Source organism: Spirochaeta cellobiosiphila DSM 17781 (assembly GCF_000426705.1).
Classification (GTDB): domain Bacteria; phylum Spirochaetota; class Spirochaetia; order DSM-17781; family DSM-17781; genus Spirochaeta_E; species Spirochaeta_E cellobiosiphila.
On sequence record NZ_AUFW01000012.1, the window covers coordinates 141,328 to 164,496 of the forward strand.

Consider the following 23,169-nt stretch of genomic DNA (forward strand, 5'->3'; position numbering starts at 1 on the left):
TAATTAATCCCTCATCCTAGGATCTAATACATCTCGCAACCCATCACCTAATAGGTTAAAACCTAGTACGGCAAGCAAGATAGCAAAACCGGGGAACGTTACAATCCACCAGGCATTAGTGACAAATTCTTTGCTGGAAGCAACCATTAATCCCCATTCTGGAGTAGGAGGTTGAGCTCCTAAACCTAGAAAGCTTAGTGCCGCAGAACTTAGTATTGCATCCCCAATACCTAAGGTCGCTTGTACCGAGATGGGAGCTAAACAGTTTGGCAATATGGATTTGAATATGAGGCTCCAATCAGAGGCTCCCAGGGAACGTTCTGCTTGAACATAATCATTTTCCTTTTCACCTATTATCGCTCCTCGAGCAATACGGGCATAGCTTGGTATCTGACTTATCCCTATGGCAATCATGGCATTCACTAAATTCGGACCAAGGAGAGCCACAATTACGATAGTCAAAAGAATGTAAGGAAAGGCTAGCATGATATCGATTAGTCGCATGACAATTCGATCTATCCATCCTCCAAAATATCCACTAATAAGTCCAATTGTTCCTCCCACAACTAGTGAGATTAAAACTGATACGACACCAATGGTCATGGATATTCTTGATCCATAGATGATTCTTGATAAAAGATCTCGTCCTAAATCATCCGTTCCGAGAATATATTTTGATGCAAAAGGAACTGTCTTCCTTAAGTCTATATTCTGTTCAAGTGGATCAAAGGGCGTGAATAACGGGGCAAATATGGCTAATAGGAGAAAGATGATTATGATGACTAATCCAATTCTCCCAGAAGGGTTTTTCATAAAGTTATAGCGAAATTCCTGCCATGCAGAAGGAACTTCAATGTTTTTATTTTTTTCTTTCATTCATTCCTCCTACTTTAATCTTATCTTTGGATTTATATAGGAATACAAAATATCAACAGCCAAATTAATTAACACAAAGGCAACAGATATGAAAATAATTCCTCCTTGTACAGAAGGGTAATCCCGTGCTTCTATCGCTCCATAAATCCATTTGCCAATACCTGGCCATGCAAATATTGTCTCAGTTAATATGGCTCCGGACAGAAGCAATCCAAACTGTATTCCTATAACTGTTACAACTGGTAATAGAGCATTCTTAAGTGCGTAGTTGTAGACAATCTTTTTTTCATCAATACCAGCTGCTCTAGCGGTTTTAATATAGTCTTGCTTTAGCACCTCGAGCATGGAACTCCGGGTTGTCCTTGCAATAATAGCTAGAGGAATGGTAGCAAGAGCTATGGCTGGCAGAACAAGATGGTGCAACACAGACAGGAAGTAAGAAATATCTCCCTTTTTAAAGAAGTAACCCAAAGTATCAATTAAGTAGAAGTTTGTTGTTGGTTGGAAAAACATTCTTATATCAATACGTCCTCCTGTTGGAAACATATCTAAGCCCACACTAAATATCATGATAAGCACTAATGCCAGCCAAAACACAGGCATGCTGACACCAATAAGTGCTCCCATCATAGAGGTATAGTCTATCCAGGTATTTTTCTTAGTAGCTGATAATACCCCTATAAAGATCCCAAAAGAACTTGCTAGAATTATCGAGAAAAAAGAAAGCTCAATAGTGGCGGGGAATCTTTCTTTTATTTCTTGTAAAACCGGTTGTCCGGATTTTATAGAATTGCCCAGATCTAATTTGACAATACGTTCAAGATATAGTCCATATTGTCGATAAAGAGGTTCATCTAAGCCTAACTCATTTCTTAATTTTTCTAGTTGTTCTTTGTTAGCCCTTTCGCCCAACATAACTCTTGCCGGATCTCCAGGAGACAGGGCTATCATTAAAAAAACCAAGGTTATGATCCCAAAGATAGTTGGAATAAGAAGTACCAATCGTCTTAAAATGAATTTAAACATTAATAGTCCTTCAAGAAAAATTGAACCCGAGCTCGGCTACGAACCCGGGTTTAATTTTAGAAAATATGATTTTGCTGATTATTGAAAATAGACGTTATAGAACTTCCTGCTACCTGTAGGGTAGAGGACATAATCCATAACAGATTTTTTAACTGGTGCATATACAACGGAGTGTGCTAAAGGAACCCAAGGGGCTTGATTGTGGAAAATAACCTGTGCCTCTTTATAAAGTTCAGTTCTTTTTTCAATATCAAATGTCTCTTTAGCTTGCTTTATTACTGATGTGAATTCATCGTTTTTCCAGAAGGCTATATTACCAGCTGGTTTTACAGCTGCAGGTGCGGACAATAATACCCATAAGAAGTTATCCGGATCCCCGTTATCACCAGTCCAGCCCATAAGTGCCATATCATGTTCACCTTGGTCAGTCTTGTCCAAATAAGTACCCCATTCATAGGATACTATTTCAACTTGAATACCCACTTTTGCTAGTTGTGCTTGCATGATTTCTGCGACTTTACGTCCATTGGGATTATAAGGTCGTGCTACAGGCATAGCCCAGAGGGTTGTACTAAATCCATCAGGATAGCCTGCTTCGGCTAATAGCTTCTTAGCCTTTTCAGGACTATACTCATAAGGAGTAATATCATCATTATAAGACCACATATTAGGTGGGAGAGGATTTTTAGCTGCTGTACCCGCTTCACCATAGACCCCTGCAATGATTTCCTTCTTGTTAATAGCAAAGTTTATGGCTTGTCGTACTTTGACATTATCAAAAGGCTTTTTTTCATTGTTTAATGCTAAATAACCAACATTCATACCCGCTTGACTAATGAGTTTGATATCAGGGTTTGATTCAATATCTGCTAAATCTTCAACTGATGGGAAATCTACAACATCCACTTCACCCTTTTGAAGAGCTAAGTAACGTGCTGTGGCGTCAGGGATAACTTTTAACACCAATCTATCAAGATAGGCAGGTCTTCTCCAGTATGATTCATTTCTTTCAAGGATGATATTGTCATCTTTTTGCCAGGATACGAACTTAAAAGGACCTGATCCTACAGGGTTGGAGGCAAAATCAGTTCCGTATTTTTCAAGTGCAGTAGGACTAACTATTGCGGCAAAATCCATAGCAAGGTTCGCTAAGAAGGGAGCCTCCACTTTTTTCAGTTTAAATATGACAGTTGTATCATCTTTAGCTATAACTTCAGACACAATACTGTCCATGTCCATGTACCCCCAGTATTTCCAGGGTCCTAATTTGTAATAAGGATTGCTTTTAACAAATTGTCTGTCAAAGGAAAATTTAACAGCTTTTGCATTAACTGGAGTTCCATCATGGAACATAGCTCCTTCCACTAAATGGAAAGTAAAAGTTAGACCGTCATCGGATATATCCCAGCTTTTAGCCAAAGCTGGTTGAACTTCTGTAGTTCCTGGTTTGAACTCTACTAAAGTATCGAAAATATTCCCAGTGGCATAAAACGACTCACCATCTGTTTCTCTGGCAGGATCTAGTCCAACTGAATCTCCAGATCGAGCGAAAACAAGGACACCTCCAGACTTTCCTGTTGAAGTAGACTTTTGCTGTTGACCATTCGCCATCGCGAATGATGATACGATTAGGATGTTCAGTAAAATTGTTGCCAATCTTTTCATCAACACACTCCCTTTTTTGAATATATATGCAAATGATGAATAAATATCAAAGTTTATGTCAAGAAAAAAAGCTAAAAATGTTGGTACAAAGTTATAATCCTACAAATTTGTATATGTTGAAGCTGGGTAATCTACTTGTGGGAAGTATTTTATGTGGTCTGTTTGATAAGGTTGAGAATTCCATCTTTATAAGTAAAGTTGGATGTATTGATTAATTGACTGTCTAAATAATAGAGAACAAAAGGTACATGATGGTTATTGTAATGCTCTTCTTTGAAGGACATAAACTGTTGGTAATAATCTTTTAAATCATATTCAATATAATAGATAGTTATATCCGAATTCTCTTCATCTATTTCCATTAACTGATTTTTCATGTAAACCCATTGTGGACACCAGCTTTGTGTAAGGACGATGATGGTCTTGTTTGTCTTACTCAGTAATTCATCACTGAAGTTGTGAGTTTCTATAGCTTCTAAGCAATCGGAATCATTTAATTCTATTAACGCCATGTGTACTGATTAAAAACCTTTTTTCTGTTAAATTGTGCCTTAATGATAATCTAATGGAGAAGAAAGTGCAAACTCCCCAAGAAGAATTTGAAAAGCTTCTAGGACTGACATATCAAATGAAAATGCCTTTTGGTAAGCATGCCGGACGTTATGTTTATGATCTGCCTTATGAATACCTGGCTTGGTTTCTAAAAAAAGGAGGTTTTCCTAAAGGGCCTCTAGGACAAGTGATGGAATTCGTACATGACATCAAAAGGGATGGGGCGGAACAATTATTTAACCCATGGTGGGAGGAAAGGGGGGGGCGTCCCTCTTTCAGAAAAGTACGCCAAAAGGAATGGCATTTTAGTAAAGAAGAATAAAAAAAAAGGTTATTCCAGAACTCTGGAATAACCCTCTGAGGTCTTAAAACTATATTTAATACCTTTCACGAGGTCTTGGTTGTGGACCTCTGGCTTCGTTTACTTTAAGTGGTCTACCGATTAATTCAGCACCATTAAGAGCTTCGATCGCAGAAGCTGCTGCTTCTTCTGTCTCCATTTCCACGAATCCGAAACCTTTAGATCTACCAGTGTCTCGGTCCATGATAATTTTGACCGACGCCACATCTCCATACTCGCTGAACGCGTCTCGAAGGTCCTCTTCAGAGGCCCCATAGGCAATATTGCCTACATAAATATTTTTCAAAAGTAACTCCTAGGATTTTTTTTTAACAGGTCCAAGCGACATAAAGAACTATAAAAAGGTAGGTTTTACAAACTTTTTGTGCTTATTTTCTGTTAAACATCCGCCTATTATCCTAAGCTGAGGTTAACTACTTTGCAACAAGAAACTTTCATTTACAAAAAAAAAATTCGAAAAAATGAGAGTAATCAGTTAAAAAGTACAATATGTATTGTTATCCTAATATTCGGGGCCTATAGTAGCAACAAGGGAGTAGTAAAATGCCGGATCGTTTGACTGAAATAACTAAGAAAGAACGTAAGAAAACCCTTCTTATAGAAGCCGCTTGGGAGGTCTGTAATCAAGTTGGTGGTATATATACTGTCATTCGAAGTAAAGTGCCTGCCATGCAAGAGTTATGGGGTAAGAATTATTGTGTTTTAGGTCCCTATGTCCATGAAAAGGTAACAGCAGAGTTTGAAGAAATACATGATGATAAATCACCATTTGCAATAGCAGTTAACAAACTGAATTCCAGAGGATTAAAAGCCCATTATGGCCGTTGGCTTATTCCTGGTCGTCCTCAAGTTGTACTCCTGGATCCTGAGTCTATTCGGGTAAATCGAGCCAAATTAAGGCAAGATATATACGAGACTCAAGGCATCCTTGTAGAGCCTGAAAATGAACTACATAATCAAGTTATTGCCTTTGGAACAATGATAAGAGAATTTTTTCGAGAAATCCTTGATTTCCAATTAGGACGCAAAAATCTTATAGGTCATTTTCACGAATGGATGTCTGCCAGTTCTATCGGGGACATGACAGGTCCTTGGTGGACTTTTAGGAAAGTTTTTACCACTCATGCTACTCTACTAGGGCGATATTTAGCGATGAATGATGGAGCCTTTTATGAACATCTGGATAGTTATGATTGGCAGACAAATGCGAGACATTTTGGAATCTTGTGTCCTGTGTCCATTGAAAGATCTGCTGCCAAAAACTGTGATGTCTTCACTACTGTCAGTGGAGTCACAGCTAAGGAGTGTACCGCTTTGTTAGGGAGAACCCCTGATGTGATTCTTCCTAACGGTTTGAACATACAACGTTTCACAGCCTTTCATGAGTTCCAATTAAAACATCTGGATAACAAGGAAAAGATTAATGAGTTTGTTATGGGACATTTTTTCCGAAGTTACTCCTTTGACTTAGAAAAGACACTTTACTTTTTTACTTCTGGACGTTTTGAATATCGCAACAAGGGCTTTGATATCACTTTAGAAGCCTTGTATCGTCTGAATGAAATCATCAAGCAAGAAAGTTTGGATGTTACTGTTGTCTGTTTTTTTATTACCAAGCAACCTTTTACTTCTATCAATCCGCAAGTACTGCAAAGCAGAGCCGTTATGAATGAAATCAGAGAAACCTGTGATGATATCGTAAAAGGAGTTGGACAAAGGATTTTTCAGGCGGCTGCTAGTGAAGACAAATTCGGGCTACCAAATCTTAACAGCTTAGTGGATGACTATCTATCCTTGAGATTAAGGAGAACAGTCTCTGCGTGGAAATCAGAAGAACTACCAACCGTTATAACTCACAATCTTATAGATGATGGACCGGATCCTATACTGAATTTTATTCGCAAGAAGCAGTTCTATAACAAGAAAGAAGATCCCGTCAAAGTTGTGTATCATCCAGATTTTATTACACCCATGAATCCTCTATTTAAGATGGAATATGGACAATTTGTGAGAGGTTGCCATCTGGGAATATTCCCTAGTTATTATGAACCCTGGGGTTACACTCCCTTAGAATGCATTGCCAGTGGTATTCCTACTGTTACTAGTGATTATTCGGGATTCGGAGAATATGTGCAAACCCACATCAAAGATCCAGAGAGAAAAGGGATCTTTGTCATTCCCCGTTCAGAGATGACGGAACAGGAGATTATTAAGAACTTAACCGATGTCCTTTATGAAATGGTGGTAAAGAATCGTAGAGAGAGAATTAACTTGCGTAACTCTACAGAAACCCATTCTGTACGCTTCGATTGGGGGCAGCTGGTAGCTCATTATAATCAAGCTTATAAATTGGCTCTCAATTCTTCGCCATTACTGTGATTTCCCCCATAACACAAATCCCTTGAACTATGATCTTACCCCCGTCTTTTTGTCGTTGGGGTAGGGTCTTGTCACTAGTAGATCCCAATATATTAGCTACCTGTATATCAACCTCAGTAGTATGAGGTACTATAATAGTGATCTTGCCCATGACATTCACCAAATCAATGTTAACAGGTGTTAGAGGAAGTTCAATTCCTCTTAAATCAAAGGTGCTTTCTCCCATAATCGTAATATCACTAGTCTTTTGGGCTTTGAGTTTGTCGCCCTTGATTATTTGAGAACCCATTATGCAAAAATGGGATTCAGAATTTCTTTTGAATCGTTTAATACTATGGTTTTGAACAGGTACTGTTGTAATGATGTTCTTAATAATATCCTGGGGAGCATCTATGATGAGCTTATCCAAATCGTCTTTTGTGGAGGCATGATTTAATAGATCGTGTCTTCTTTCAAACTCACTAACATCCATATAGTCATGGCTAAAACATTCAGATAAAACACTAGCGACTTGGTCTCTATAAGTTTTTGTTATGTATTTACTTTCTTTCTCCACTTTGTAACTCCATTGTGTTCAAATATAATTAATTAAACAATTTAATGAGAAGTTTTAATTTATTTTTCTTTCCTTAATACTTCAATGTCCGATATGCTAAGAAGGCATGATTTTAAGCTACATACAGGTTTTTGTCCTTATATTTTTATTATCTCCCTTATATTCCTTCAGTATGTCTCCTATGTTAGTGGGTACAGGGCAGAGTCGAGTAGAAGATTTGGCTTTGTTTTTACTCCATTATAACCCGGATGTTGATAAAGAATATGCCTACAAGTTAGCTTACTATTATGTGGATGAAGCCAGGCAAGAAGGTATTAATCATGACATTGCTTTTTTTCAGATGCTTCTTGAGACAGGCTTTTTACGTTTTGGTGGGCAGGTTAAAGCCAGTCAGAATAATTTTTGTGGACTAGGTGCTTTAGATGGGGGAGAAGCAGGAGCTAGTTTTCCTTCTGTACAAATGGGAGTTAGAGCTCATATACAACATTTAAAGGCCTATGCATCAACAGAGGATTTAATAAACCCCCTAATCGATCCAAGATTTCAATACGTGGTTCGGGGAGAAGTTCATAATGTCTATGACTTATCAGGACGTTGGGCTTCTGATCCGGATTATGGCAAAAAAATCGCTTCACTAGCTCAAAGATTTCTTCAATTTTATAATCAAAAATCATAAGACTTGACTTTTCGTTCTATTCTTAATAGTAATTATTACTAGGAGAGTGTTCATGAGGATGACAAAGCAAAGACAAACAATTCTGGATGTTCTTAAGATGGATAAAACTCATCCTGATGCGGAAAGCCTGTATTACGAAGTTAGAAAGTTAATGCCCAATATAAGCTTGGGAACTGTCTATCGTAATTTGGATTTCTTGGCAGACCAGGGCCTGATCAAACGCTTGCATGTGTCAGGAAGACAGATGCACTTTGATGGTGATATGGACGATCATCATCATTTTGAATGCAGAAAGTGCGGCAAGATTATAGACGTGCCCTTATCAGAAGAACCTCAAACTCTCAGCCTGCCTTTTGACCATATTAATGGTCGTATAGATGGGTTCAGTGTAAGCTTTTATGGTGTCTGCGAGGACTGTTCTGAGAACTGAGTTGCTTCAAGAATATTTTGAAGAACTTTACCTAAAATGGAACCATAAAAAGTTTGTTTGTCCAGATCCCTTACAGGTTGTCTATGATTATAATGAACCTGGGGATCAAGAATTGGTTGCTTTCATAGCAGCAGTAATGGCCTACGGCCGGGTGGATGCTATACTTAAAGCTATTGATAGCATACTAGTCCCTTTGGGAAAACACCCGGCTGAAGTCCTCCTGAATAGTGATATCAGATGGTTAGAGCGAACATATGAGGGATTTCGTTATCGCTTTTATTCTGATAATAAATTGATTCGCTTTCTCAGTGGAATTTCTGGTATAATAAAGAAATATGGATCTTTAGAACTGTGTTTTAATCATGGTCTAAAGGACAAGGAAGATAACTATCTTAGTGGATTAGATTACTTACAGAAGTGTATACAGCAGAATAGTGATGGTGATTGGTCACATATTCTTAGTTTTTCAGATAAGGGAGGTGCTCAGAAGCGTTTGAATTTATTTCTGCGCTGGGTCATAAGGAAGGATAACGTTGATCTTGGATTATGGTCATTATCACCATCTAAGTTATTAATTCCTTTAGACACACATATGCATAAGATAGGATTGAAATACGGTATGACTGTAAGAAAAAATTCTTCTGGCAAATGTGTTTCAGATATGACCTCCTTTTTCAAACAACTATGCCCTGATGATCCTGTAAAGTATGATTTTGCCTTAACCCGGGAAGGGATACGCAAAACCAATTTAGTGGACACAGAGACTGGAGTCATTTGAATACCCCTTGTTGGCTTATGGGGTATGGTAATTATTGCAGTCTCATAAAACATAGAAAAGAGGTGTTGTGAGATGAAGAGTGTTAAAGGAACGGAAACTGAGAAAAACCTTCTCAAAGCGTTCGCAGGTGAATCTCAAGCGAGAATGAGATATACCTATTTTTCCAAACAAGCTGCGGAAGACGGGTATCATCAGATTGCGGCCATCTTTGAGGAAACTGCTAATCAGGAAAAAGAACATGCAAAAAGGTTCTTCAGTTTTCTTGAAGGAGGGATGCTGGAAATTACGGCTGCTTATCCTGCTGGTAAAGTTGGAACAACAGAGGAAAACCTGACAGAAGCGGCTGCAGGGGAGCATGAGGAATGGACACATCTATACCCATCCTTCGCTAAGGTAGCTGCAGAAGAAGGCTTTCCGATGGTAGCTAAGGCATTTGAAAATATTTCTGTTTCTGAGAAACAGCATGAAAAAAGATACAACGACTTACTGGCTAATGTAAAAGCCAAGAAAGTCTTCAAAAAAGACAATAAAGTCATGTGGCGTTGTCTGAACTGTGGTTATATCCTTGAAGCAGAAGAAGCTCCTAAAGCTTGTCCTGCTTGTTTATTTCCTCAGTCCTATTTTGAGATTCTTGGTGAGAACTGGTAAGGAGGTTGAAAATGGCAGTTAAATCAGAAATTTACTTATGTGAACTATGTGGTAATTTGGTAGAAGTTTTACAGGGCGGTGATGGCGAGCTTGTTTGCTGTGGACAAGCTATGAAAAGACTAGAAGAGCAGACAGCTGATTCAGCCAACGAAAAGCATGTCCCTGTGATTGAGAAAATAGATGGTGGTTACAAAGTCACTGTAGGATCAACATTGCATCCAATGTTGGAAAAACATTTTATACAGTGGATTGAGTTGATTGCAGATGGAAAAAGCTATAAGCAATTCCTAAATCCCGGTGATGAACCTGTGGCCGTGTTTAATGTAGAAGCATCCACAGTTTCCGCTAGGGAGTACTGCAACCTTCACGGTCTCTGGAAGGGGTAAAAATGACATCAAAGAACATGCTGGACAAGCTTAACCAGCAAATGTATGAAGAGCTTAATTCCTTTTATATCTATGCATCTATGGCATCAGATTTTGAAGCTAGGGGTTATTTAGGATTCGCAGGTTGGATGAAAAAACAAGCAGAGGAAGAAATGTCTCATGCTTGGAAGATTTATGGATACATCAATTCCCGAGGAGGAAAGGCTGTATTCCAGGCTATCCCTCAACCAAAAGCTGACTATGCTAGTGTTGTAGAAACATTTAAAGCCTCATTGGCTCATGAGCAGCATATAACTGCATGCATTGATAAGTTAGTTTTTCTTGCTAGAGACGAAAAAGATCTAGCTACAGAGCAATTCCTCGGCTGGTTTGTTAGTGAGCAAGTAGAGGAAGAAGCTTCTGTTCAGGAAGTTCTTGATAAACTCAAAGTATTGGATGGTTCACCTAGTACTCTTTATCTTCTTGATAAAGAATTAGGTGCCAGAGCATAAGATTTTTACAAATTCATCTTGCAATTTGTTGAAATCACGCGTTATCTTTAATTTAATTTTATATGGAGGATTCCATGAAGAAGTATGTATGTGACGTTTGTGGATATATTTATGATCCCACTGAAGGTGACCCTGACAACGATGTAGAAGCAGGCACTCCCTTTGAAGAAATCCCAGATGACTGGGTTTGCCCAATGTGTGGCGCTGAGAAAGATGATTTCTCTGAATATGAAGAATAAATCTTAATTAGATTTGGAGAGGGAGCTTTAAATAGCTCCCTTTTTTTTGAACCTACTATCTTGTTTAGAGCTTTAAAAAATATTAACCTCCTGAAGCATGAATACATATGTTCTGAAGATCTCCTGTCCTGACAGCAAAGGAATAATTGCTGAAGTCTCTCAAGCCCTCTCCCTGAGTGGAGCCAATATCATCGATTTGAATCAATATTCAGCCGGTGATATCGATATGTTTTTTCTGAAAGCGATCTTTAGTGTCGTAGATGATTTTGATGAAGCCGCTTTTACTGATAGCTTCTCCCCTATAGCCAATAAGTTTTCCATGAAATGGGATCTGTTTAATCAAAGCAAAAAGTTGAAAGTAGCTATCCTTGTCAGTAAAACGAATCATTGCCTATGGGAACTTCTTCTTAAACATCAAGATGGGGAATTAAACTGTGAGTTTCCAGTCATTATAAGTAACCATCTTATCAATGAACCCATAGCAAAACAATTTGGGATACCCTTTTATCATTTGGATATGTCCGAAGGAAAGGAAAAGGCGGAAAAGCGTAAACAAAAAATTCTGGAAGAGTATAAGATTGATATTCTTGTCATGGCCCGATATATGCAAATACTCAGTTCTGATTTTACCAAAGCATGGAATAACAGGATCATTAATATTCACCATGGCTTCCTACCGGCCTTTATGGGGGCAAAGCCCTATCATCAAGCCTGGTACAAGGGGGTAAAGATCATTGGTGCCACAGCCCATTTTGCAACACAAGATTTAGATCAGGGGCCTATAATCGCCCAGGATGTCCTACATATAACAGATAAATGTTCTATTACCGAGTTTGTTCAACAAGGGAAGGATATTGAAAGAAAGACCCTCTATACTGGATTGAAACTCTATCTGGAACACTCGGTATTTGTTTATGAAAATCGTACTTTTATCATTAATTAAAAAAGGTCGATAGGGGCTTACCCTATCTTGACCTTATTCTTTTGATATCTAGCCAATGCCATATAACAGAGACTCAGGATGACGCCGACCACAAGGACTATAGTCCAGTGAGTGCTATAACTAAGATATTTCAAGGACATTCCTCCTATAATAGGAGATATAGCCCAACCAGCCTGAAGGAACATACTGCTATAGCTGGAAAAAGCACCTCGGTGATTCTGTGGTGTATGTTTTGCTACATAAACACTAAAATTAGTTACAAAGAGAATCTCTCCCCACGTCCAGAATAGAGCTGACAAGACAAGGATGATGCTGGCAACGGGTTTGATTAGTAATCCAAAACCAATGGCCATGGCCATGGCGGCTAAGGCTACATTATTGGATTCTCTGAGCTTTTTTGTTAGAGACAGAATAAGAGGAGTAAAGCATAAGACTACAATAGCATTAAAAGACATTAGCCAACCATAATACTGCGCTCCTTTATCAGGATACAGAAATTCCATCTGCAAAGGAATAGCAAAGCTATGCTGGCTATAGATCAGGTTGAGAATCAAACCCATAAAAGAAAACAGTAAGATCATAGGACGATTAAAGAAGGCACGTAGACTATGATTTAGATCTTCATCTTCCTCTTTCGAATCTTTGCTTCGTTGGGAACTGGCAGGTTCTGCTACAAAGATCATAATAAGAGTTCCGCAAATAAGAGAAGTCAATCCATCTCCCCAAAATATCCAGGCAGGATAATTCTCAAAAAGAAAACCTGCTAATATAGGTCCAACGGCTACTCCTATATTCGTTCCTAAATAGATTAAAGACATGGCACTTTGCCGTTTTTCTCCTGAGCTGATGTCTGTCACCAAGGCATTAGCTGCAGGACGAGTAAAACCCATAGTAAAAGAAGCAGGAATGAGGATTAAAGGAAGTATGGTGTTATTCACAAAGAATCCCGCAATGATATAGATGATACCTCCCAAAAAATGGGATATCAGTATGGTATTTTTCCGTCCAATCTTGTCACCCAAGTGTCCTCCTGCCAGAACACCAAATACTTGAAAAAAGGTAATTAGTCCTAGGATGAGTCCTACAGTGGTTTCTTCCATACCCAAGCGTTTTGTTAAAAGCAAAGCGAGTAAGACAGATACAAAACTCCCCATTCTTGTGATGATCTGTGCTACAAACATAAAATATATACGATGATCCAAAGCCTTATAGGTTGTCATGGGATTTTTTATCCTCATTAAGGGCTCTCCTTTTTATGACATTATTGTAATAGGTATAGTTTTTACTATTTAAACTTATACAAAAATACTATACTAGTGTATAGTATGTATGAATGGATTTCGCTTTCTAATAGATCATATTTTTCCTGGGGTAAAGGTATCTACAGCCCTGAGGATATCGTAAAAAGAGCTGTAGCTCAGGGCTGTCCCTATGTGGCCATGACAGACCTGGATAACTGGGCAGGAATGGTTCGTTTTATTAAATCAGCCATTGAACATAACATTATTCCTGTTCCGGGTGTGGAGCTAAGCTTGAATGGACAAACCCTTCTTACGGTCTACCCCAAAAATCGTAATGGTCTTGCCCTGTTAAATACTATTCTTACCAGGAAGAATAACGATCCTTCCTGGTATTGGCCTGAAGCCTTTATTGATGGATGGGAAGGGCTTATTCTTGTCGTGGCTAATCAGTCATTAGGAGATTATCTTGTAACAGTTAGCACGAGAGATCTGTATTGGGGGATGTATTGGGGCAAACCCTATTATCAGGATCTTAAATGGGCTCAGTCCAAATCCCTGCCTGTAGTCGCCTTAAATGAAGTAGCCTGGAAGGAAGAAGATTATTCCTTCTATCGTCTTATCCGGTCCCTGGCGACCCATAGTCACATTGACAGGATTGCCACTAGTCATGTGTGGGGTTGTATGGCAGGGCAGAATGCCTTGTATAACAGCTTTGGCTCTATTCCTGATGCTATTAGTAACCAGAGGAGAATTGCTTCCTCCAGTATAGGTGAGTCTTTTCTCTATGATGGTTATATCTTTCCTTCCTTTAATAACATGGAGCGTAAGGAGGAATACCAACACTTAAAAGCTCTCTGTATGGAAGGACTGAGAAAACGTTATCCTGATATGATGGATGTGGCCCTTAAGCGATTGGAATATGAGCTGACCATCATTCGGGATAAAGGATTTAGTGGATATTTTCTTGTGGTTCAGGATATTGTCAATGTGGCTCCCCGGACATGCGGAAGGGGAAGTGCCGCCTCCAGCCTCGTGTCTTATTGCTTGGGCATCACCCATGTGGACCCTATTAGAAATCATTTATTTTTTGACCGCTTCCTGAATTATGGACGGATAGATCCTCCTGATATTGATGTGGATTTTCCCTGGGATGAAAGGGATAGAATATTTGAGCATATCTTCAAAAAATATAAAGGCCGGTCTGCTATGGTAGCAGATCATGTCACCTATGCGGATCATCTGTGTTTCCGGGAACCGGCTAAAGCCATGGGAATGGAAGAGGAGGAAATTTCCCAGATCCTCAGATGGCGTCATCGGGGAGAGTTGGAAAAGATTCCTCCCTATATAATGGAGGCTGCCCAAAGGTTATACGGTATGCCCCGTCACTTAGGAACCCACCCGGGAGGTGTTGTTATAACACCTGATAGTTTGTATCGCACAACCTCCCTTCATCGAACAGGTTCTGATTATCCCCTGTTACCCTGGGATAAAGATTCGGCTGAGGATGCGGGACTTATAAAGATTGATATCCTGGGAAATCGTTCCCTTTCCGTATTAAGAGATGCTATTACTTTGATCAATGATCATGAAGAAGAACATCTGGAATGGGAAAAGTTTCAACCATATCAGGATACTGAAGCCCGGCAACTGATAGAAGAAGGGCAGACCTTAGGGATATTCTATGTCGAATCCCCTGCCACAAGACAATTACTAAGGAAGATGCGCGAAGGGTCTTATGATCAACTGGTTATCGCCTCCAGTATTATCAGGCCGGCGGCTAATAATTATATCAATGAATACGTGGCTCGAAGGAAGGGTAAAGCATGGCAGCCCTTTCATCCCTCATTAAAAGAGACTCTCAAAGATACAATGGGCTTGATGGTGTATCAGGAGGATGTCTCCCGAGTGGCTATGGCTGCCGCTGGATTTTCAGGGGCAGAAGCGGATCAGTTGCGTAAAGTACTGTCCAAGAAGAATAAACGTCTTAAACTCAAGCATTACAAAGAATCCTTCTACCTTGGAGGGTATAAGCAGGGATTACATAAGAGTGATTTGGACCAGTTATGGAAGATGATCCTATCCTTTGAAGGATATTCTTTCTGTAAAGCACATAGTGCCTCCTATGCTCTTATCTCCTACCGCCTGGCTTACATCAAAGCTCGCTATGAAAGGATCTTTTACCTGGCTGTTATAAATAATGGCGGAGGATATTACAACAGACAGGTTTATATAAATGCGCTTAAACGTAGGGGATATCAGGTTCTTCCTCCCCATATCAATCGAAGTGAAGTACTGTATACACTCTGTGAAGAAGGGATCATTGCAGGCTTCTCCCAGATAATTGGCCTAACTCGGGATCTAATAATGAAGATTTTAGAGGCACGTTCGGAGGCTCCCTTTCAGGATATCGGTGATTTTATATGCCGTGTCCAACCCAGTTTTGGGGATATGCGTCTCTTGATACGTTCTGGGACTCTGGACCCTATATCCAGGGCATATACCAGGCCCCAATTGTTCTGGGTTTATTATCATTTTAAGGGTAATGAACTGAATTGGGATCCGCCTAAAGCCCCTTCTTTTATTGGAGATTATGACCAAAGCCGTAAGTTACGGGATGAGTTTGATACTCTGGGAGTGGTGTTATCAACCCTTCCGATTCAGATATATCTCCCTCGAGTCCAAAAAATCTTATCTCAAGATTCTTACCCTTCCTATATTCGCTCCCGGGATATCGACAAGTATCGTGACAAACAGGTTACCCTTGCAGGAGCCTTTGTTACGCGCAAATGGGTACGAACCAAGAAGAAGCAGGATATGAGTTTTGTAAGCTTTGAAGATGAGGATGGTATCTTTGAGACTGTGTTTTTTCCTGATAGTTGGTCAGATTATGCTTATTACTTTGATGATTATTCAGCCTTTCTTATCTCAGGGGAGGTCAAGGATGAGTTAGGCGCATTGTCTGTTCAGGTGGACCACCTTATTCCCATTAGCCGCATGAAAGTTACAACATAATCACTTTCCTTAAGGCTAAATGGGAATTATGTTATACTGGAGAGGAATGAAGTATGGATAAAGACAGAGAGAAAGCCTGGGCCTTATTAAAACAGTATAATGAATCGGACAGCTTGCTCAAACATGCCTTAGCTGTTGAAAGCATTATGAGACATTTTGCCAAGATAAAGAAGGAAGATCCAGAATTTTGGGGTAATGTAGGATTACTTCATGACCTGGATTGGGAAAAATATCCAGAAGAACATTGTCGCAAGTCTTCTGAGATCCTAAAACAAGAAGGGTATTCAGATAAACTCATAAGGGCTATAGAAAGTCATGGTTGGAATATCGTGACAGATGTAGAACCTCAACATGATATGGAAAAGGTTCTCTATGCTATTGATGAATTATCAGGTCTTATAACGGCGACAGCCCTGGTTCGACCTAGTAAGGACATAAGGGAAGTACAACTCAAGTCTGTGAAAAAGAAATGGAAGACCCCTGCCTTTTCTGCTGGTGTCGATCGATCTATTATTCAAAAAGGATGCGATATGATGGGCATGGAATTGGATCAAGTTATTAAAGAGTCCCTGGAAGCTATGAAAAGCATAGCTCCCGAATTAGGACTTGCCGGGGAATCTTAAATATCGATTCCCCAAACTTGTCTGATGACAACGGCAATACCAAAGGATATGGCTGCCACACTCAAGCTTAAAGCTCCCATTTCAAGGAATCTTTTACCAAAATTAAGGTCCTTAGCTACTGAAATATAGAAGTTAAAGAAGAAGATAATGGCGATGGCTATGGTTAGTGTCGCACCTAGACAAAGGTAGAGGTTGTTAAATAACAAGTAAGGCAATATGAGGGCGATGACCGTTGTAATATAGGCAAAACCCGTATAAATGGAAGCTCGCAGGGCGTTCTCATTTTCATCAGCTTTATTAGACAAATACTCTGAGGCTGCCATAGAAAAACTAGCAGCAATCCCAGTGATTAAACCGGCTGTTGCAATGAGCCTTGTATTCTGAAGGGCAAAGGTTAATCCCGCCAGGGTTCCTGTCAGTTCGACAAGAGCATCGTTTAAGCCCAGAACAATGGAACCTACATAGTTAAGCAGATCTTCCTGAAGCATATTGATGAGGGTCTGCTCATGCTCATCCTCTTCATTGGCTATTTGAAGTGCTTCCGGGACTTCTTTGGCTAATTGCCTGTAACCTGTTTTACCTATTTCCTCACGCTTTTCCATCAACTTAATACCAAAGGTAAGGCCTAGTATTCTTGCTATTAGATAGAAGAAAATAATTTTGAAATGGTTAGGTTTTATTTCAATATTGGTATATTCCTTCCAGATCTCATAATGATTTTTTTCTTCATTAGCTATACGAATCAAAACTTGCTTGTTGTTTTCATCCTTAACTCTTTTTGCTAGTTTTAAATAGATATAATGCTCGGTTATTTCACTTTTTTGAGCTTTAAGTATAATTTTACGCGCTTCTTTAGAAATATTCATTTTTGCCCTCCCTAGTCATTATATTCAATATAGCGTGAGTTGAACAGTTTGTTTTGCTTGCTTTGGATAGTCACAAAATATATAATTCCATGCGAGTAATGAAGAATAACCAAAATAAAGAGGTAAGGGAAATGAAAATCGATTTCACCAAGCGACGAGCTAAGATGGTGTGTACCTTAGGTCCAGCTTCCTCCGACTATGAGACTATCTTGGCGTTGGGTAAGGCTGGAATGGATGTGGCGAGATTTAACTTTTCCCACGGTAGCTACGATGATCACAAAAGAAATTATGATATCGTTCGTAAAGTGGCTGATGACCTAAAGCACCCTATCGCTATTCTCCAGGATCTTCAAGGTCCAAAGATTCGTGTTCAGAAGTTCGAAGAAGGACAGGTAGAGTTAGTTGAAGGAGCTCGATTCACTTTAACGGCACGAGATGTTCCGGGAACGAAGGACATTGTCTCTGTATCACACAAAAATCTGCATAATGATGTAAGTGTAGGTCAAAGTGTGCTTCTTGATGACGGTAACTTAAGACTCAAAGTTTTAAGCATTGAAAATCAGGATGTTCATTGCGAAGTAGTCTTCGGAGGCATTCTGAAGAATAACAAAGGGGTAAACCTTCCTGAAAGCATCGTGTCTATCGCTGCTTTAACAGAGAAGGACAAAAAGGATCTAGAGTTTGGTATGTCCCTTGGTGTGGACTATGTGGCATTGAGCTTTGTTCAAAAGCCTGAAGATATTACTGAGATCAAAGAACTAATCAGTGGTTATGGCAAAAAGACTCCCGTCATTGCCAAAATCGAGAAACCCCAGGCTGTTGAATCATTAGACGCGATAATTGATCTAACAGACGGTGTGATGATTGCCCGTGGTGACTTAGGGGTGGAAATGCCTACAGAAGTTGTACCGGCTATTCAAAAAGAGATTATCAGGAAATGTAACAATCTAGGAAAACCTGTCATAACAGCCACTCAGATGCTTGAGTCTATGATATACAACCCTCGACCAACCCGCGCAGAAGCAGCTGATGTAGCTAATGCTGTATTAGACGGATCTGATGCGGTTATGTTGTCAGGAGAGACAGCCGCAGGTAAGTTCCCTGTGGAAGCAGCCGCTACCATGGGCAAAATAATCAGCCTTATTGAAAGCAAGGATATTATTCCTTTGGATCGGCGTAAGCCAAAGCATAAGGGCGAGTACTCTGTTCCCCTGGCTATTGGTGATGCCTCCAGTCTGACAGCGGAAGTCGTAGGGGCTAAGGCCATTGTTTGTTTAACAACCAGCGGATCTACCGCTAAAATTATAAGTCACTTTCGTCCTTCAAAGCCCATCATTGCTTTAAGTAATAAATTGGAGACCCTAAGGTCTCTAGCTGTGTACTGGGGTGTGAGAGGTGTTCTTGTTCCGGACTTTAATGACAATATTGACCATGCTGTTCAAGAAGTCATTGATGAATTAAAGAAGGAAGGAATGACCAAGGAAGGTGACATCCTTGTTGTAACAGCAGGACTACCTTTTACAGCAAAAAGGGATACCAATATGCTCCGCATTGAGACGGTACGCTAGTTGAGCAACAGCATTGGTTTTGAAAAGCTATCTCCTGATCTGATTATTGACTCTGTAGAAGCCGCCCTGGATGAGAACCTCACAGGTTTTACCCAGGCCTATCCGTCCTACATAAATCGAGTCTATGAAGTACACACAGAAGATGGTGAACGTATTATTGCTAAATTTTACCGGCCTGGACGGTGGTCCAGAGCCGGTCTATTAGAGGAACATCACTTTCTCTACGAACTGGACGAAGCGGAAATCCCTGTGGTGGCTCCCTTTTATCTGCAGGACACAACCTCTCTTGTCTCGGCTGAGGGCATTCCCTTTGCTTTGTTCCCCAAACGCTCAGGTCGTGGTTTTGAAGCAGAAGATTTCAACAGTTACAGGCGATTGGGCACCCTTATTGGGCGGGTTCATCTTATAGGGCGTCAAAAGCCCGCAGAACATAGGTTCCGAATGAAACCTTCTTCTGTGCATGAATATCTGAAAAACATTATAGAGGAAGACCTCATGCCCTCTGGACTGGGCAAAACCTTTCAATCTTTAAGTGACATACTGGTTCAACGCTTAACGGAAGCCTTTCACAATGTACCCCTGCAGCGTATCCATGGAGATCTGCACAGAGCCAATATTTTGGATCGCATGGAACAGGGACTACTTCTCATTGACTTTGATGATATGATGATGGGTCCCCCTGTTCAGGACCTATGGCTACTCCTTCCGGATTACAGGGAGTTTTGTAAATCCGAAATCAATGCCTTGTTGGAGGGCTATACTTCTGTTTGTGATTTTAATTACAAAACACTGGATCTGATAGAACCCCTAAGAGCTATGCGTATGATTTATTTCCTCGCGTGGCAGGTTAAACAGCGACAGGACAAAGGTTTTGATAAACATTTCCCTGATTGGGGGACTAATGCCTTCTGGAATAAGGAAATCATTGACTTACAAGAACAGTTGAATAGAATTTGATATAATAGCTTACCCGGGAGGTTTTCATGAGGCATAATAGGCATTGCGGCGTTCTACTTCATCCTACATCTTTGCCCAGCAAGTACGGCATCGGTGAATTGGGTTACGAAGCTCATCGTTTTATAGATTTCCTGGAACAATCAGGAATGAGCATCTGGCAAGTATTACCACTAGGCCCTACTGGGTATGGTGATAGTCCTTATTCCAGTTTTTCAACCTTTGCAGGTAATCCCTTATTAATTAGTTTAGATAACCTTGTCGGTTATGAAGATCTGTCCATGATTGATCTGGCTGATCGTCCTGATTTTCCGGAAGATCGCATAGATTATGGTAAGGTCATAGAATGGAAAATCCCCAAGCTACGTTTAGCCGCTGAGAATTTCCTCAGCCATAAAAACAAACAAACACGACATGAAGCTTATAAACATTTTTGCAAGTCCAAAAAAAAATGGCTAGATGATTTTGCTCTCTTCATGGCTTTAAAGGAACACTTCCAGGCCAAGGCTCAATCAGAAGGGGTGGACGGGGCTATTTGGAGTAACTATTGGGATGAAGATATTGCCCTCAGAGATCCTCTAGCTATCAAAAAATGGAAGAGTGAATTGAAATCAGAGATAGAGATTCAGAAAGTCTGGCAGTTCTTTTTCTTTTGCCAATGGATGGATCTCAAGGGATATGCCAATCTTAAGGGCATCCAAATCATAGGTGATATTCCCATCTTTGTTGCCCCTGACAGTGCTGATGTCTGGGCTCACAGGGATATCTTCTGTCTGGATGAGAAGGGCAGTCCCTCTGTTGTGGCAGGTGTTCCCCCGGATTACTTCAGTGCCACAGGACAACGTTGGGGGAATCCCCTCTACGACTGGGACAAAATGAAATCTACCGGATTTAAATGGTGGATTGAACGTATTGAAGCTACCCTGGAACTAGTCGACATCATTCGGGTGGATCACTTTAGAGGTTTTGAGGCCTATTGGGAGATTCCTGCTGAAGAAAAAACCGCTGTCAAAGGACGATGGGTAAAAGCTCTTGGTAAGGATCTCTTCACCAAGGTCCGTTCCAAGTTAGGAGTCTTACCTATCCTGGCGGAGGATCTCGGCGAGATCACAGAGGAAGTTATTGAATTACGGGATTTCTTTGGTTTTCCTGGTATGAATGTTCTTCAGTTTGCCTTTGAAGGAAGCGCTTCCGATCCTGATGGACAGAATCCCTTTCTTCCTCATAATCATAACCCTAATGCTGTGGTATACACAGGCTCCCATGACAATGATACCACCAGAGGTTGGTATGATAAAGCTTGTGAAGCAGACAGGGATCACGTTAAGAGTTATTTTGTTTGTAATGACATGGATGTGGTCTGGGCCTTTGTACGGGCGGCCATTGCTTCTGTGTGCCAATATGCCATCATACCCATGCAGGATTTGCTCAACCTGGAGAGTGACTGCCGTATGAATCTTCCCGGTAAGTTGGGAGGCAACTGGGGTTGGCGAATGTATGAGGATCATATGCATCATGAATTAGCAGGAAGCATAAGATATCTTGTACAACTATATGGACGCTTACCTGAGTAATTGTTTAGTATGGCCGGGATGAAACTCATTGTTGTCAGGCATAGTGAAGCAGATACATACCATTCCCGAGGCGATTATTATCGGGAACTAACCCAAAGGGGGCTAGATAAAGTCCATCAATTAGGGACCTTCCTTCAAAAGCAGGAACCTATCGATGTGATTATTCATAGTCCCTACATGAGAGCCAGTCAGACAGCGAAGCTTCTCAAGGAGTATGTTAAGTCATCCCATCTCTATATAAGTCCCGATCTGGTTCCTTCCTCTGAAATCTTTGATATCCTGGATGAGATTAATAGTCATGGGGAAGAGCGGATAATGCTGGTGGGACATAATCCTCACCTTAGCTATCTTGTAACTGCTCTTGATAGACAGAATAAGGTCTATGCTCTAGGAACGGCAACCGCAGTTGGTCTTCAATTCCCTCATCAAGTTGAGGCAGGAGCCGGCCAAATTCTATTCGTCAAAGAAACTAATTAGGAGCTCTTCATGTTTTATCTACTCTTAGCCATTATCTGTTCCATCATATTAGGACATCTTTTCAAAGTGGCTAGTAAGTATCATGTTCCCCAATCTCATGTTTTCGTTGTTAATTATCTGGTTGCTACTGTAACCGCTTATTTATTAATCAGAGACCCTTTTGTCTATTCCCTTCCCGTTGTGGCTATGGGAACGTTTGTAGGTGTCTTTTTTGTTCTGGGGTTCTTCCTTTTTAGTTATAACATCAAGTTACAAGGTGTGGGACTGGCTTCTATCTACATGCGTTTATCTGCCCTTATTCCTACAATAGGATCGGTCATCCTGTTCCATGAGCAGTTAGGGATTTCTCAGGTGATCGCCATTGGTTTGATTTTTGTGGGATTACTCTTTGCCGGTTCTCAGCTTCCTTGGCGTAATAGTACAAAAGAAGTTCGTCAGGCACTCCTCTGGGGAATCGTACTATTCATTGTGGTAGGGTTGAGTGACTTTTCTCTTAAGCTCAAAACGGAACTCTTCTCTCACGTCGGTTCTCAGAACTTTCTTTTTTATGTCTTTGGGGCGGCCCTCCTGATCTCCCTGGTCTGGTTCGTTATAGAGCGAAAAAGGGTTACCCTGGTGGGAATTCTGTTAGGAGCTGTGGTTGGTTTATTTAACTTTGGATCGGCTCAATTCTTATTAGTAGGGTTAAAAAGCATACCAGGTATGGCCGCTTATCCCATTAATGGTATCGGAGTCATTCTGGGAAGTCTTCTCTCAGGAATCTTAATATGGCAGGAAAAATGGTATCGCCATAACTTTATCTTCCTTGGGGCCAGTCTGATAGGGCTTTATTTGTTATATTAAGAACT

General features: G+C 40.3%; 25 protein-coding genes. 17 read left to right on the plus strand and 8 right to left on the minus strand.

Features of this window, described 5'->3' with window-relative positions; translation table 11 throughout:
- Nucleotides 1-3: 3 nt before the first annotated feature.
- The 4 genes from K345_RS0102435 to K345_RS19375 form a co-directional block, all read right to left on the minus strand.
- A complete protein-coding gene (locus K345_RS0102435; RefSeq protein WP_053227995.1) occupies nt 4-876 on the minus strand; it encodes an ABC transporter permease in 873 nt (290 codons plus the stop codon).
- Nucleotides 877-885: 9 nt separating this feature from the next.
- Entirely contained in the window at nt 886-1,902 is a 1,017-nt protein-coding gene (locus tag K345_RS0102440) for an ABC transporter permease (RefSeq protein WP_028972827.1), read from the minus strand.
- Nucleotides 1,903-1,980: 78 nt separating this feature from the next.
- On the minus strand, nt 1,981-3,567 hold the full coding sequence (locus K345_RS0102445; protein ID WP_037570967.1) for an ABC transporter substrate-binding protein: 1,587 nt from the start codon (nt 3,565-3,567) through the stop codon (nt 1,981-1,983).
- A gap of 149 nt (nt 3,568-3,716) precedes the next feature.
- A complete protein-coding gene (locus tag K345_RS19375; protein WP_053227996.1) occupies nt 3,717-4,079 on the minus strand; it encodes a thioredoxin domain-containing protein in 363 nt (120 codons plus the stop codon).
- A gap of 53 nt (nt 4,080-4,132) precedes the next feature.
- On the opposite strand from K345_RS19375, the gene K345_RS0102455 reads away from it, so the two are divergent.
- Nucleotides 4,133-4,441, plus strand: coding sequence for a putative quorum-sensing-regulated virulence factor (locus K345_RS0102455; RefSeq protein ID WP_037570969.1), 309 nt, complete (start codon nt 4,133-4,135; stop codon nt 4,439-4,441).
- Between the two features lie 55 nt (nt 4,442-4,496).
- Here K345_RS0102455 and K345_RS0102460 read toward each other — a convergent pair whose 3' ends face one another.
- The gene (locus K345_RS0102460) at nt 4,497-4,766 is read right to left on the minus strand and encodes an RNA recognition motif domain-containing protein (RefSeq protein WP_028972830.1); all 270 of its coding nucleotides are present in this window, start codon (nt 4,764-4,766) and stop codon (nt 4,497-4,499) included.
- Between the two features lie 257 nt (nt 4,767-5,023).
- Between K345_RS0102460 and K345_RS0102465 the strand changes: the two genes are divergently transcribed.
- On the plus strand, nt 5,024-6,859 hold the full coding sequence (locus tag K345_RS0102465) for a glycosyltransferase (RefSeq protein ID WP_053227997.1): 1,836 nt from the start codon (nt 5,024-5,026) through the stop codon (nt 6,857-6,859).
- Here the strand turns inward: K345_RS0102465 and K345_RS0102470 are convergent.
- Nucleotides 6,837-7,415: a LiaF domain-containing protein gene (locus tag K345_RS0102470; RefSeq protein WP_028972832.1), complete on the minus strand. Its 579-nt coding sequence runs from the start codon at nt 7,413-7,415 to the stop codon at nt 6,837-6,839. The two genes, K345_RS0102465 and K345_RS0102470, sit on opposite strands and share 23 nt — an antisense overlap.
- A 106-nt stretch (nt 7,416-7,521) precedes the next feature.
- Here K345_RS0102470 and K345_RS0102475 point away from each other — a divergent pair, with 106 nt between their 5' ends.
- From K345_RS0102475 to purU, 8 genes are all read left to right on the plus strand, one after another.
- On the plus strand, nt 7,522-8,091 hold the full coding sequence (locus K345_RS0102475) for a glucosaminidase domain-containing protein (RefSeq protein ID WP_028972833.1): 570 nt from the start codon (nt 7,522-7,524) through the stop codon (nt 8,089-8,091).
- A 52-nt stretch (nt 8,092-8,143) separates the two neighbouring features.
- Nucleotides 8,144-8,521: a Fur family transcriptional regulator gene (locus K345_RS0102480; protein WP_037570971.1), complete on the plus strand. Its 378-nt coding sequence runs from the start codon at nt 8,144-8,146 to the stop codon at nt 8,519-8,521.
- Nucleotides 8,493-9,299, plus strand: a complete 807-nt coding sequence (locus K345_RS0102485) for a TIGR02757 family protein (RefSeq protein WP_169714747.1) — start codon at nt 8,493-8,495, stop codon at nt 9,297-9,299. The genes K345_RS0102480 and K345_RS0102485 overlap by 29 nt, the downstream gene beginning before the upstream one ends.
- Before the next feature lie 72 nt (nt 9,300-9,371).
- Nucleotides 9,372-9,947: a rubrerythrin gene (rbr, locus tag K345_RS0102490; RefSeq protein ID WP_028972836.1), complete on the plus strand. Its 576-nt coding sequence runs from the start codon at nt 9,372-9,374 to the stop codon at nt 9,945-9,947.
- 11 nt (nt 9,948-9,958) lie between these two features.
- Nucleotides 9,959-10,333, plus strand: coding sequence for a desulfoferrodoxin (locus K345_RS0102495; protein WP_028972837.1), 375 nt, complete (start codon nt 9,959-9,961; stop codon nt 10,331-10,333).
- Between the two features lie 2 nt (nt 10,334-10,335).
- Nucleotides 10,336-10,824, plus strand: a complete 489-nt coding sequence (locus tag K345_RS0102500; RefSeq protein WP_028972838.1) for a ferritin — start codon at nt 10,336-10,338, stop codon at nt 10,822-10,824.
- A gap of 74 nt (nt 10,825-10,898) precedes the next feature.
- Nucleotides 10,899-11,063 (plus strand): rubredoxin, encoded by a 165-nt coding sequence (gene rd, locus K345_RS22730; protein WP_083963590.1) that lies wholly within the window; start codon nt 10,899-10,901, stop codon nt 11,061-11,063.
- Between the two features lie 97 nt (nt 11,064-11,160).
- Nucleotides 11,161-12,006, plus strand: a complete 846-nt coding sequence (purU, locus tag K345_RS0102510; RefSeq protein ID WP_028972839.1) for a formyltetrahydrofolate deformylase — start codon at nt 11,161-11,163, stop codon at nt 12,004-12,006.
- Between the two features lie 17 nt (nt 12,007-12,023).
- On the opposite strand, the gene K345_RS0102515 is transcribed toward purU, so the two are convergent.
- Nucleotides 12,024-13,244 carry an MFS transporter gene (locus K345_RS0102515; RefSeq protein ID WP_028972840.1) on the minus strand — a complete coding sequence of 407 codons (1,221 nt, stop codon included), beginning with the start codon at nt 13,242-13,244 and terminating at the stop codon, nt 12,024-12,026.
- Nucleotides 13,245-13,331: 87 nt separating this feature from the next.
- Here K345_RS0102515 and K345_RS0102520 point away from each other — a divergent pair, with 87 nt between their 5' ends.
- Both K345_RS0102520 and K345_RS0102525 read left to right on the plus strand, forming a co-directional pair.
- A complete protein-coding gene (locus tag K345_RS0102520) occupies nt 13,332-16,259 on the plus strand; it encodes a helix-hairpin-helix domain-containing protein (protein WP_028972841.1) in 2,928 nt (975 codons plus the stop codon).
- Nucleotides 16,260-16,312: 53 nt separating this feature from the next.
- On the plus strand, nt 16,313-16,882 hold the full coding sequence (locus tag K345_RS0102525; protein WP_028972842.1) for an HDIG domain-containing metalloprotein: 570 nt from the start codon (nt 16,313-16,315) through the stop codon (nt 16,880-16,882).
- Here K345_RS0102525 and K345_RS0102530 read toward each other — a convergent pair.
- On the minus strand, nt 16,879-17,748 hold the full coding sequence (locus K345_RS0102530) for a VIT1/CCC1 transporter family protein (protein WP_028972843.1): 870 nt from the start codon (nt 17,746-17,748) through the stop codon (nt 16,879-16,881). The two genes, K345_RS0102525 and K345_RS0102530, sit on opposite strands and share 4 nt — an antisense overlap.
- Nucleotides 17,749-17,879: 131 nt before the next feature.
- Here K345_RS0102530 and pyk point away from each other — a divergent pair, with 131 nt between their 5' ends.
- From pyk to K345_RS0102555, 5 genes are read left to right on the plus strand one after another with little or no spacing between them, the layout of a single operon-like run.
- Nucleotides 17,880-19,316: a pyruvate kinase gene (gene pyk, locus K345_RS0102535; RefSeq protein WP_028972844.1), complete on the plus strand. Its 1,437-nt coding sequence runs from the start codon at nt 17,880-17,882 to the stop codon at nt 19,314-19,316.
- Nucleotides 19,317-20,273 (plus strand): serine/threonine protein kinase, encoded by a 957-nt coding sequence (locus K345_RS0102540; RefSeq protein ID WP_028972845.1) that lies wholly within the window; start codon nt 19,317-19,319, stop codon nt 20,271-20,273.
- Nucleotides 20,274-20,299: 26 nt separating this feature from the next.
- A complete protein-coding gene (gene malQ / locus K345_RS0102545) occupies nt 20,300-21,844 on the plus strand; it encodes a 4-alpha-glucanotransferase (protein WP_028972846.1) in 1,545 nt (514 codons plus the stop codon).
- Between the two features lie 18 nt (nt 21,845-21,862).
- Nucleotides 21,863-22,321: a phosphohistidine phosphatase SixA gene (gene sixA, locus K345_RS0102550; RefSeq protein WP_169714748.1), complete on the plus strand. Its 459-nt coding sequence runs from the start codon at nt 21,863-21,865 to the stop codon at nt 22,319-22,321.
- A 9-nt stretch (nt 22,322-22,330) separates the two neighbouring features.
- A complete protein-coding gene (locus tag K345_RS0102555; protein WP_028972848.1) occupies nt 22,331-23,164 on the plus strand; it encodes an EamA family transporter in 834 nt (277 codons plus the stop codon).
- The last annotated feature ends 5 nt before the right edge of the window (nt 23,165-23,169 follow it).